The sequence below is a fragment of the Trichococcus shcherbakoviae genome (assembly GCF_963666195.1).
GTDB lineage: Bacteria > Bacillota > Bacilli > Lactobacillales > Aerococcaceae > Trichococcus > Trichococcus shcherbakoviae.
Map to the genome: position 1 here is coordinate 2,379,248 of NZ_OY762653.1, position 12,054 is coordinate 2,391,301.

Consider the following 12,054-nt stretch of genomic DNA (forward strand, 5'->3'; position numbering starts at 1 on the left):
GCAGGTATAAGCAAAAATAATGGGAGGCGCAGCTCATGTTGGATTACCGCTACAAGACCTTTCTCACGCTGATCGAGGAGGGCAGCTACACGAAAGCAGCCAAGAAATTGAACATCACCCAACCGGCCGTCACCCAGCACATCCAGCATTTGCAGGAGGAGCTAGGCGTCCAGCTGTTCCGCTTTGAAGGCAAGCAGCTGCTGGTCACCGAAAAGGGGCGCTATCTGGAGGAACAGTTGTCGCTGCTGAACCGCGATGTGGCGCGGATCCGCACGCATCTGCTGCAGCAGGATGATGCGCCTACGCTGTCTTTCGGGGCGACGCTGACGATTGGTGAGTACGTCATGCCGGGACTGATTGGGCGCTATCTGGAGCAGCATCCGCGCCATCATTTGTCGATGATCGTTGACAATACGGCCACGCTGACTGGTTTGATCCAGAAGGGGAAAATCGATTTCGCGCTGATCGAAGGCGACTTCAACCAGAGCCAGTTCGGCTTCCAGAAGCTGTCCGATGAGCCGTTCATCGGTGTCTGTGCGGCTGTCAGCCCGTTGTGGCGCAGCGAACAGGACTTGTCGGCGCTCTTCAGCGAGCACCTGTTTGTCCGCGAGGAAGGTTCCGGTTCGCGGCGGATACTGGAAAATGCCCTCCTGAAAGAAGGGGCGAACCTCAGCAGCTTCGGGCGGGCGACCATCGTCGGCGGCATCGGCCCAATCAAGCAGTTGGTGGCGAAGAACCGCGGCATTGCCTTCCTCTACCGCATCTCGGTCGAAAAGGAGTTGGAGGAGGGGACGCTGAAGGAGATTCCGATCCGGCGCTTCGCTGTGAAGCATCCGTTTCATGTCGTCCATCTGAAGGAATTCCGTGATCGCGGGCCGCTCCAGGAACTGTTGTCTTTTTATCGTTGATGGGGATGCACTGAACTTTGCTGGGATGCGCCATCTGTCGGCTTTTCGTGACGCGGATAAGAAATCCGAACGTTTCATCACCAATTAATCTTTGACAAACCTGTGGCAGTAGTGTAACTTACTATAGGGACTTTACGATAGAAGACATTTTTTGCCTTCACGTCCGTGTCTGTGTAAAGCGATTCCCAAAAGGATTGTGCACTAACAGAAAGAGGGAAATAGTAAATGAAAATTTTTGACTATGAAGACGTACAATTAATTCCGAACAAGAGTGTTGTTCAAAGCCGTTCTGAATGCGACACAACTGTCGTACTAGGTGGCCGCACGTTCAAATTGCCGGTGGTGCCTGCGAATATGCAGACTATCCTGGACGAAGAACTTGCTGAAAAGTTAGCACGGGAAGGTTATTTCTACATCATGCACCGTTTTGATGAAGCGAGCCGTTTGCCGTTCATCCAACACATGCATGAAAAAGGTTTGTTTGCTTCCATCAGTTTGGGGATCAAAGAAGCAGAATTCGATTTCGTAAATGAATTGGCGGCTAAAAAAGCCGTTCCTGAATATACAACAATCGACGTGGCGCATGGTCATTCCGATGAAGTCATCCGTATGATCAAACACGTCAAAGCAGTGATGCCGGAAACATTCCTGATTGCCGGTAATGTGGGCACTCCTGAAGGCGTCCGTGAATTGGAAAACGCCGGAGCCGATGCTACAAAAGTGGGAATCGGACCTGGTAAAGTCTGCACGACCAAAATCAAGACTGGTTTCGGTACAGGCGGCTGGCAGTTGGCGGCGGTAAGCTGGTGCTCGAAAGCAGCAAGCAAACCGATCATCGCTGACGGCGGGGTCCGCACAAACGGAGACATCGCCAAATCGATCCGTTTCGGTGCGACAATGGTCATGGTCGGCTCGTTATTGGCCGGACACGATGAGTCACCTGGCGAAACGAAGGAAATCAACGGCCGCTTGTACAAAGAGTACTTCGGCAGTGCTTCCGAATACCAAAAAGGCCAACGCAAAAACGTTGAAGGCAAGAAGATCTTGACGCCTTACCGCGGTACGATCGCAGACACATTGAACGAAATGCGCGAAGATCTGCAATCCTCGATCTCCTATGCGGGCGGAAGAGATATTTCTGCTATCCGTAAGTGTGATTATGTATTGGTCAAAAACTCCATCTACAACGGCGACAGCAACCAAGGCATCATCGAAGCCGGACGCAGCTCATATGGCGAAGGCGACACGATCCTTTAAAATCACACAAATATTCCTGGAAACAAACGTTTCAGGATGCAGACAGAAAGAGGCCCTTACACGAAAGCGTAAGGGTCTCTTTTTTTTGAAAGCAAAAATTCAGTTTATAATTTTATATTTAGCAGAACAGAAAAAAAACGCGAATGCGCTTTTGCTTCAAAATATAAAAGAAACAGAGAAATACAATTTTGTATTTCTAAAGTTTTTATAACGGTAAACCAACTTTTTTAATATGCAAATGTCAACATAGCACATATTGAAAACAATGATAAATCCATTAAAAACCTAGCTGAATTGCAAAAGAAACATTTAATTTCAACATATTAAAAATATTTTAATTGTATGTTGTGTAAATAAAGTTTTGTAAAAGCACGGTTTTTTACATTTTACCAGGGAATGGAAAACCAAAAAGAACGGTGCTATACTGAGTTCAACAAAGGAAATCCTTTGTTGGGAATACAACAAATGTTTGATAATCGACAAGGATGAAGCGCTGGTAACGGTCGTCACTGTCGGAAAAACACTTGCTGGGGGTAGATTGTATCGGCCAATTAACTATGAGGCAGTCACATGCACGTTCCTTGGTTCACCCATAGATAATATACCTTTACTCCGTTTTAAAAACCTTCATTTAAATTAATTTTTTTTTTCAAAAATGACTCATCCTCACTCAATGATGAAATTCCTCGCTACAAATGAATAAGGTGATTTATTTTATGGGTTTGTCGGGAAAACAAGTGGATGAATGAACTGCTTCAGGCAGTCTGCAGGTTAGGACACGCGTCCTAGCCTGTTTTTCCTTTTTACAGGAAGTCCAGAGATGCTAGTGTTGAAACAACGAGCATAGAGAAACGGTCATCGATCAGCCTGGCATGCGTATATGCTCCTTATCCTATAAACCAAAGCATATTACCTTCATTCCAGTGTAAATTATAACGAGGAATGCAAAAAACATTGATATAAAAGGAATTTTCTGGCTATTCCTATTGAATTTCCGCACTTTCCACGTTATAATTATAACGTGGAAAGGCGTGATTTTATGAGTTTAGTATATGTAACCAACAAGAAGAACGGCACTACCTATGTTTACGAATCAACCAACTATTGGGATAAAGAAAAGAAACAGTCGCGCAGCAAGCGTGTCTGCATAGGAAAACTGGACGAAGCTGGGAACCTGGTTCCCTCTAAGCGATTGGCTATGCCGCCGGCATTAGCACCTGCAAAGCAAGGGCCGGTACCATCCACCGTCATGAAACGAAGCTTCTACGGAGCGACCTATCTGTTTGACAAAATCGGAGAACTGCTTGGTGTTACAGCCGATCTAAAAGCTTGCTTTCCTGAAAGCTATAAGCAGATACTCTCGATTGCCTACTTCTTGATTTTGGAAGATCGCAATACGATGCTTCGTTTTCCAAAGTGGGATCGCACCCATTCCCATCCTTACGGCAGCTGTATTCCCTCGCAAAGAAGCAGCGATCTGTTTGCCTCGGTTACGGAAGAAGCTAAAAATCGTTTTTTCAGCCTGCAGGCTAAGCGACGGACGGAGAATGAATATTGGGCTTATGATACTACCAGTGTTTCCTCCTATTCAGAGTCTCTTAAGCAAGTCAAATACGGTATCAACAAGGACCACGATCCGCTTGCGCAGATCAATCTTGCTTTGTTGTTTGGTGAAGAATCTGGCTTACCGTTTTACTACCGCAAGTTAGCAGGCAATATAAGCGATGTCAAAACAGTGAAGCACTTGCTTGCCGATCTAGGCAATCTTGGTTTTAGCAAGGTCAAACTCGTAATGGACCGAGGGTTTTACAGCAAGGAAAATATCGATGCCTTGTACCAAAATCATTTGAAATTTTTGATGGCCACAAAAGTATCCCTGAAATACGTGCAGGAAGAACTGAACAAGGTTCGAGATAACATCCGCACACGCGCTAATTACAATGCCAGCTACCAACTTTACAGCCATACTGCAACGATAGACTGGGAGTATTCACAGAAACGCCCGTACAAAGGCGATGTGATTGAAGGGAAACGGCGGATGTACCTGCATCTTTATTTTAGCGGTGAAAAAGCACTGGAGCACGAGAACCGTTTCAATGCGCTTCTTGATCGGCTCGAAGCAGAACTAGTTTCCGGGAACCGCAAAGCAGAACACGAAAAGCAGTACGCTAAATACTTCGAAATCACTTCAACACCAAAACGCGGGACAAAGGTAACCCCAAAACAAAAAGCCATTACCCAAGCGGAAAAAGACTACGGATTCTTTGCCCTCATCAGCAATGAAATCAAGGATCCCATCGCCGCTTTAGATTTGTACCGTAACAAAGACATCGTTGAGAAAGCCTTTGGAAATCTTAAAGAGCGGTTGAATTTACGGCGCACAGCCGTTTCATCAGAAAGTTCGCTTGAAGGAAAATTATTCGTGCAGTTTATTGCATTGATCTATTTATCGTACATCAAAAAGCAGATGTCCGAAAAAGGGCTGTATAAAAATTATACGATGCAGGAATTACTGGACGAATTGGATGTCATTGAGGCATTTGAAAATCCAGGCAGTGCAGTGCGAGTGGGTGAGATTACGAAGAAGCAGTCGCAATTATATAACACCTTAGGTGTTGTGCCCCCGACCACGTTATAATTTTTTGGGAATCTAGGATATTAGTGGAATATTTTGCTGGCGCTTTTGCCACTTGTTCATGCTGAATATCTTTGCTGGATAGGTTGTCAGCGGTAGTTAAATCCTTTAAAATGAAACTACTGCTACCCAGTACTCCTAGGACTAAGGACAAAACAATAAACTTTTTCATGATAGCTACCCCTTTTCTAAAAAAATATTTTCCTTGATAGTTACATTATAAAGTAGATAAATGCAATTTGATCCAATTAGTCGTATAATACTTTTAAAAACAAGGAAGAAGATGCCTGTGAAAAAAGATTTCGGAGATGTTTTTAAAGAAATCAGGATAGATAGAGGTTATTCTCAACAGTATGTCGCAGAAGGCATTATGGGGCAATCTGCCTATTCTAAAATAGAGAGAAATGAAATAGAACCTACTTTTCGAAAATGGTTGGCGATCCTTGAAAAACTGAATATATCAGTGGAGGAGCTCCGTTACATATTGAATAAAGAAAGTTTGACCATAAAAGAAAAGCTGATCAATGAATTTTTCTCATTGAAGTATAATCACCATGATGATTTGCAATTGCTTAAAAATGAGATTCTTGCGTATTTAAAAGAAGAGGAAGACTATTTGTTAAGAAATCTTTACTACGCATGTGAAAGTTTGATTGCTTTAAATACAACCCAAAACGTTGAGGAAGCACAAGTGTTTGCCAAAAAAAAATGGGAGCGGTTGGAAAAGTTTGATAGGTGGTATTTACTGGATATCCGATTAATAAACTACATTTTATTTATTTTCCCGATTGATGTAGCCGTGAACATTGGTGAAAGAGTAATCCAACAATTAGAACCTTACCAGAATCTGAAGGAAGCTGAAGTTCTATTGAACAATGTGGATATCAATTTGGCTATTTTACTGATCGATGACAAGAAATATCCGGAAGCTCTTGCCTACTTGGGAAAAGTTATTCCTTTATGCAAGAAATATCAAAAATATAATCAACTAGCAATTGCCTATTCCAGAAAAGGGATCATCTTACAAAAAACAGGGAAAATTGATGAAGGCTCCGAGTACATAAAGAAGGCTTACGCTATCTTGAACGCGATTGAAGACACAAAGTTGTTAAGCGAATTAGAAAAAGAACTTTCGTATTATTTGGATATTGAAGACAAAGGCCCGCTTCAGCTAGAGATTTCGCCGCAGGAATAGGGCGCTCCGCCTTAGCATTTTTTATAACATCTGCTCAGAAAACACAAAAAATCGGCTATCCAGATCAAATGGATAGCCGATTTTTTGTGCGCTCGATTCACCAGAACCGTCTAAGAGCAAAAATTTCCTTTCGGCCCGGCAGGTAGCTATAATAAGTTTGTACATGATTATAAAAAGTTAGTGCGCAACGCTTGGACATCCAGAAGGAGGAATGGAATATGGCTGAAATCAGTATTTTTGGCAAAGGGAACATGGGAAGTGCAATAGGGGGAAATTTTGAGGCCGCCGGGAATCAAGTAACGTACATAACTAAGGATACAGTCATTGAGAAATTTGGGGATATCGTGGTTCTGTCGGTTCCGTATCCGGCTATTGCCGGAATATTGGCTGCCCATCGCGACCTGTTTGCCGGGAAGATCGTCATCGATATCACCAATCCATTGAATTTTGAGACATTCGACAGCCTTGTTGTGCCGACCGACAGCTCAGCCGCAGCTGAGATCGCCAAAGAAATACCGGATGCTTCTGTCGTCAAAGCCTTCAACACGAATTTCGCCGCCACACTTGCGACGAAGAAAGTGGCAGGCGCCCACCCAACGACAGTGTTGTTGGCATCCGACGACAAGGAAGCCAAGGATAAACTGGTTGCCGCATTGGAGGGCAGCGGCCTGGCCTTCATCGATGCCGGCTTGCTGAAACGGGCCCGCGAGCTCGAAGCAATGGGCTTCCTACAGATTTCGCTCGCTGCTGCCGATAAAATCAGCTGGACGGGTGGTTTCGGCATCTTCCATTAAACATCTAACCAACACTGATAATATACGCAAAAAAGATCAGATACCCGCGAAGGATATCCGATCTTTTTGCGTTTGAAATGACGGCCCTAAGAAGAATTGAACTTCCGACACCTCGTTTAGGAAACGAGTGCTCTATCCGCTGAGCTATAGGACCAACAGAACACTATTCATTGTATCACTTAATGCGTGCAATTTCCATACCTATCTGAAAAAATTCCCGGGAGTCAGCGGAAAGCATAAAAAGGGCAGCCAATCAGCTGCCCGAAACTCATTCGTTTTCCAACGCGTCAATGCGCGCTTCCAAATCGGAAACGGTACCCCTAAGCTCAGCGATTTCCGCTTGCAGACTCTCGATGTCGGCAGGCCGGACTTCACCGTTCGATATGCCACTCATCTGTTGGAAGATGAAGGTGAGGCCAAAAATTAATATGACTGCCCCAAAAATATACAGCCAACTCTTGCTGGACGGCTTTTCCGGTTCCACTGCATGCGAAACCTCCTCGAGCTGCTCCATCGTTTTTTTTCGATCGATCACGGTAAACACCCTGCTTTCGTGAAGACTTGTCTGACTCTCTATCCACATTATAGCCCATCCAAAATCAGAACAAAAGCAATGTACTGCCGCGCTAGGAAAAATTAAGAAACCGTTTTCTGAATCGCAGTGGGACCTCCGGCGAGAGGGTCGCTCGCCGGATGTGTGGTTACCGGTAAAAGTTTTCCTTCGATGAGGGAATGTTGGCCGGAGGTGAGACATCAGTGGCACGCTTTTCTTCGGGGAGCGTACCCTTGTCGGAGCTGACGCACCCATCTAGCCGCCAGCCCGGCGAAAGCCCCCAACAACACAAAAAGCCTCCCGTCCCCGGGAGGCCACACTCATAAAATTAGAACGCCCAATCCCCATTGCGGAAGATCGGCATAACCGATCCGTCCTTGCGGATTCCATCGATATTCATATCCGCGGACCCGATCATGAAGTCCACGTGCGTAGTCGAACGGTTCAAGCCGGCTGTTGCCAACTCTTCTTGCGTCATTTCAGTACCGCCAACAACACTTGATGCGTAAGCGGAGCCCAGCGCCAAGTGGTTCGAAGCATTTTCGTCGAACAGGGTGTTGAAGAAGACGATGCCGGATTGCGAGATCGGAGACGGATCCGGAACCAAGGCGACTTCGCCGAGGCTACGTCCGCCGTCGTTTTCTTCGACCAATCGGCGGATCGTTTCTTCGCCTTTTTCAGCGGAGACTTCGGTCACTTGACCGTTCTCGAAGCGGAAGGTCATGCCGTCGATGATGTTGCCGGCGTAGCTCAGCGGTTTCGTCGATTTCACAACACCGTCGATGCGGCGGAAATCAGGCGCGCTGAACACTTCCTCGGTAGGCATGTTGGCGATGAACTTTTCGTTCTGCGCGTTCACGCTGCCGGCGCTTTCCCAGACGTGGTTGGCTGGCATGCCGACCGTCAAATCGGTTCCGTTTGGCGCTGTGTAGTGCAGCGTGTCGAATTGCTCGGCATTCAGAACGTCGGCTTTCGACAACAAGCGCGCTTCATGCGCATCCCAGGCAGCAACCGGGTCGGCTTCGTAGACGCGGCAAGTTTTGAAGATTTCGTTCCACAAAGCGTCGACTTGTTCCTCTTCGGTAGCCAGATCAGGGAAGACTTTCGCCGCCCATTTCGCGCCGGCTGCGGCAGCGACGGTCCAGCTCACTTTGTTGGCTTGGGTCGCGGTGCGTTGCGCATCGAAGGCGACGTTATTCGCTTTTTGCACAGCAGATAATTTCTTGCCGTCGACGCCGTTCAGAGCATCCGGATCGGCCGAGCGGACAGAAAGGCGGCTCGCTTTCTTTTCGATCATGTCGAGACTTTCATCGACTTTGTATTGCGGGATATTCGTCATTCTCTCCTCGGACGTATGCAGATACGTTTCGCGGGTGACGAAATCGTCGGTCCACTTGACGATGACTTCCTCGGCGCCCAGCGCGTAGGCTTCCTTGGTCAACAGACGCGCGAACGGTGCCTGCTCGACGTCGACAGTGATGACGATTGTGTGGCCTTTTTGAACGTTGATCCCTTTCGAAACCAACAATTTGGCGTATTTTTGTAGATTTTCCTCAAAATTCGGTAATACCATTGTGTATTCACTCCTAAGCATATAAACGTAATGGCACTATCATAGCACAACTTACCTCTAGAGAATAGATAATTCTCTCGTGCATTTGTGCAAAATTGACCCCGGAACGCAAAAAAACTCAGCCGAAGCTGAGCTTTGTCTATTTAACCTTGGGGGGATTAAACAGAAGCTGGAACCACAAGGGCTCCTGTAATTGATATAAAATCGATTACATGTACTATATTCTCATATGCCACACAAGAATGCAATAGATTTTTGTGAGAATGAGCAAATTGGCAAAGGGAACAGGCGGCTGCCGGCGAAGGGTGCCAGACCTCGCTCCTCCGATGAGCATTGGCTTAGCCGGAGCTGGCGTTCATCATGGGCCGTCACCTCCGACGAGGATCCGCTCGCCGTAGAAGAGGGCGCTGCCCACACTCCCAGCTCCGGCCAGCATTCTCTCGCAGGAGCAGAGCATATCACCGGAATCCCAACTCCGGTGAGAGAGCGTTCACCGGAGAAACCCAGCCCCCAGCCCTGCAACCCAACAATCGGGTCATTTTGTTGTTTTATGCCGCTTGGTTAGTTATAATAAAATCAAACAAACGGGTCATTATCCTTTTTCGACACGTTTATTTGATAAAGAGAGGACAGATTATGACTTCAAAATTGATGATAAGCGAACTGGAAATTTTTCTTAAAAACAATCAACCTGTATCGACTCAACAGCTTTTGGAATTTTACCAGACTTTTGAACCGGATATAAAAGTTAACACCTTGCGTTGGCGTATTTATCAATTGAAGCAAAATAATGTCCTCTATAGCCCGAGTAGAGGACAATTCGTCTTGCCTGAAAAGCAGGCATTTCAGCCAGAGCAAACGAAGAGAATGACTGAATTGGCCGAAATGATCCAAGAAAAGTATCCTTATGCTAATTTTTCTGTTTACCCGACTGAATGGTTGAATGATTTGGCAGATCACATTTACCTGTCCAAAAATGTGATCCTCGAAGTTGATATCGATGCTCTGAAATCTGTTTTTCACTTCCTGAAGCAGCAATATCGGAATGTTTATCTCAATCCGGACGAAAAATTTTATGATCTCTATATTTCGCCGCAAGAAGAAAACATTATCCTCAAGAGGCTATATGTGGATGCCCCCCTGAATCGAATAAATGAGAATTACCATATCCCGAAGCTGGAACAATTATTGGTCGACATTATAATAAACGATCCCATGATTTTACCGATAGGCGCATCCGAAGTAAAAAAAATCATCACCAACGCCCAGGATAAATACAACTTAAACTACTCAACCATCCTACGGTACGCTAAGAAAAGGCATGTTGAAAAGAAGTTAATTCTCTTTGGCCTAATGGAAAAAGAGATAATTTGACAGATGGAAGAGGCGAGGTGATTTATATTGAAAATCAAATTTTTGTTTTACATTATGTTTTTAATTGTTGCGGGTTGTTCTTTTCTGGCGAAGTCATCTATTGTCTACAAAAATAAACTTGTCCTGTTTCTAGCATGTACATCCATTGCGTCGCTCATAGCTGTGGATTATGTAAACGCGATAACCAACAAGTTGGGTTCCAACGCCAAATACTTTGAACCTGTATTCTCGTTTTTTAACACAAATTTTGAACCAAACGAAATTATTTCGCTGGCTGCACTTGCATTTACACTTATCACCTATCGAGTTAATTCAAACAAAGACAAACTACATCGCGATGATGATAGAGTGGTGAATACTTTCTTTAAACTCTTGGACATGATAATTGAAAAAAGCAAATCCATCACTGAAAAGGACATAATCGATTTTGTTAACACCATAAAAGAATCTCTAGATGACAAGCCTTATCACAAGAGTGTTGATGTTCACAAAGCATTCAAATTGATGGGAATATTCCATCTTAACAAAGTTGAAATAAATGGTATGCTGAATCAGAGCGGTGTAGACGACACTTTGCGTGAAAAAGTAAAACAGTTAACTGCTTCTGATAACAAAGAGGATTATTGGAAGTTTTTGAGTAATCCTCAAATATCAAATGCTCTGAGTGCGTCCATTTCTCTAAAGAGAAAAGCAACATTTAACCAAAAAGAGTTTGAAACACTCGGAAATATAGGTGTGATGGAACTGCTAAAGCATCATTATAAAGAGAATGAACTTTTGAACAGACCAATCCGATTTGAACACGCTTTTCAAATCATTGATAACAAAATGTTTGCTAAAAACATGGATAACAATGGCGATTTTTTTAGACTGTTCCATCGAGCGATAAAGCTAATAAACGATTCCAACATCAAAGACAAAGACAAATACTATGGAATCCTTCGTGCAATGCTACCTGATTACCTGGTTATATACATTTATTATAATTGCGTGTTTACTTCTAGGGGGCTTGGGTTAGGTGTTCAGTTGATCGGTACGTCCTTTTTCGGTGACGAGAATGACTTTACATTTAATGAAAAAGGAGACTTGCCTAAATTCACCCAGCATATTCCGATAAAATATCTCGTATTCAAACGACAGGATCCGAAAATCATGATTGAATTGTTTTCTCAGAAAAAACGCGATGATGGTTACAGTAAAACTAAGTTAAAAGAAGATGCCAGTATCGTCTTTTCCAAGACCGATGTTCAATTCAGAAAAAGTTTTGACAAAATTCAAATTGCTATTGCAGACATCTCGGAAAATGATATACTTTAGATACAGTTGGAGTTTGTCAATTCCCATTAAAAAATTGACGTGATTTTTACGATTCAAAGGACTGTTTTCAAAATCAGAATAGTGTATTCTGGTTTTGAACAGTTCTTTTTTTGCATATTTACATTTGTTAGCATGTTTAACGGCTACGGTGCCTACGACAAACTCGAAGACGACGAAGTCCACGATGCCTACCATCTAGGCTACACCATGTGGGCCCCGAAATCGACATCGTCTCCGCCTACACCGGTGAAATGGACAAACGCTACGGCCTGATCTACGTCGACAAAAATAACGCCGGCGAAGGCGCGCTCCAGCGCAAACGCAAAGACTCCTTCCATTGTTACCCTAAGTCATCGCCACGAATGGGGAAGACTTAAGGTAACAATAGTTAAACCCAGAATCCCGAATAGTTGGGAAGCTGGGTTTTTGAGTACTCTGTTTAGTACAA

At 44.5% G+C, this 12,054-nt stretch carries 9 protein-coding genes, 1 tRNA gene and 1 pseudogene; 8 read left to right on the top strand and 3 right to left on the bottom strand.

Annotated elements, in window-relative coordinates; translation table 11 throughout:
- Positions 1 to 35 precede the first annotated feature (35 nt).
- From ACKPBX_RS11340 to ACKPBX_RS11360, 5 genes are all read left to right on the top strand, one after another.
- Positions 36 to 908 (top strand): LysR substrate-binding domain-containing protein, encoded by an 873-nt coding sequence (locus ACKPBX_RS11340; protein ID WP_319995429.1) that lies wholly within the window; start codon positions 36 to 38, stop codon positions 906 to 908.
- Between the two features lie 225 nt (positions 909 to 1,133).
- Complete coding sequence (locus ACKPBX_RS11345) at positions 1,134 to 2,165, top strand: GMP reductase (protein WP_319995430.1); 1,032 nt, start codon at positions 1,134 to 1,136, stop codon at positions 2,163 to 2,165.
- 1,039 nt (positions 2,166 to 3,204) lie between these two features.
- Positions 3,205 to 4,803, top strand: coding sequence for an IS1634 family transposase (locus tag ACKPBX_RS11350; protein WP_319995163.1), 1,599 nt, complete (start codon positions 3,205 to 3,207; stop codon positions 4,801 to 4,803).
- Positions 4,804 to 5,089: 286 nt separating this feature from the next.
- Positions 5,090 to 5,995 (top strand): helix-turn-helix domain-containing protein, encoded by a 906-nt coding sequence (locus ACKPBX_RS11355; RefSeq protein ID WP_319995431.1) that lies wholly within the window; start codon positions 5,090 to 5,092, stop codon positions 5,993 to 5,995.
- Between the two features lie 218 nt (positions 5,996 to 6,213).
- Positions 6,214 to 6,789: an NADPH-dependent F420 reductase gene (locus ACKPBX_RS11360; RefSeq protein WP_119092619.1), complete on the top strand. Its 576-nt coding sequence runs from the start codon at positions 6,214 to 6,216 to the stop codon at positions 6,787 to 6,789.
- 81 nt (positions 6,790 to 6,870) lie between these two features.
- Here ACKPBX_RS11360 and ACKPBX_RS11365 read toward each other — a convergent pair.
- The 3 genes from ACKPBX_RS11365 to ACKPBX_RS11375 form a co-directional block, all read right to left on the bottom strand.
- Positions 6,871 to 6,943 (bottom strand) — tRNA-Arg (locus tag ACKPBX_RS11365).
- A 114-nt stretch (positions 6,944 to 7,057) separates the two neighbouring features.
- The gene (locus ACKPBX_RS11370) at positions 7,058 to 7,324 is read right to left on the bottom strand and encodes a hypothetical protein (RefSeq protein WP_119092618.1); all 267 of its coding nucleotides are present in this window, start codon (positions 7,322 to 7,324) and stop codon (positions 7,058 to 7,060) included.
- Positions 7,325 to 7,670: 346 nt separating this feature from the next.
- Positions 7,671 to 8,915: an aminopeptidase gene (locus ACKPBX_RS11375; RefSeq protein ID WP_319995432.1), complete on the bottom strand. Its 1,245-nt coding sequence runs from the start codon at positions 8,913 to 8,915 to the stop codon at positions 7,671 to 7,673.
- Positions 8,916 to 9,551: 636 nt separating this feature from the next.
- Here ACKPBX_RS11375 and ACKPBX_RS11380 point away from each other — a divergent pair.
- The 3 genes and pseudogenes from ACKPBX_RS11380 to ACKPBX_RS11390 all read left to right on the top strand — a co-directional run.
- Positions 9,552 to 10,289, top strand: coding sequence for a DUF6577 family protein (locus ACKPBX_RS11380; protein WP_319995433.1), 738 nt, complete (start codon positions 9,552 to 9,554; stop codon positions 10,287 to 10,289).
- A gap of 27 nt (positions 10,290 to 10,316) precedes the next feature.
- Entirely contained in the window at positions 10,317 to 11,606 is a 1,290-nt protein-coding gene (locus ACKPBX_RS11385) for a hypothetical protein (RefSeq protein WP_319995434.1), read from the top strand.
- Positions 11,607 to 11,804: 198 nt separating this feature from the next.
- Positions 11,805 to 11,988 (top strand): annotated as a pseudogene (locus ACKPBX_RS11390) (family 1 glycosylhydrolase); the annotation flags it as partial.
- Positions 11,989 to 12,054 lie beyond the last annotated feature (66 nt).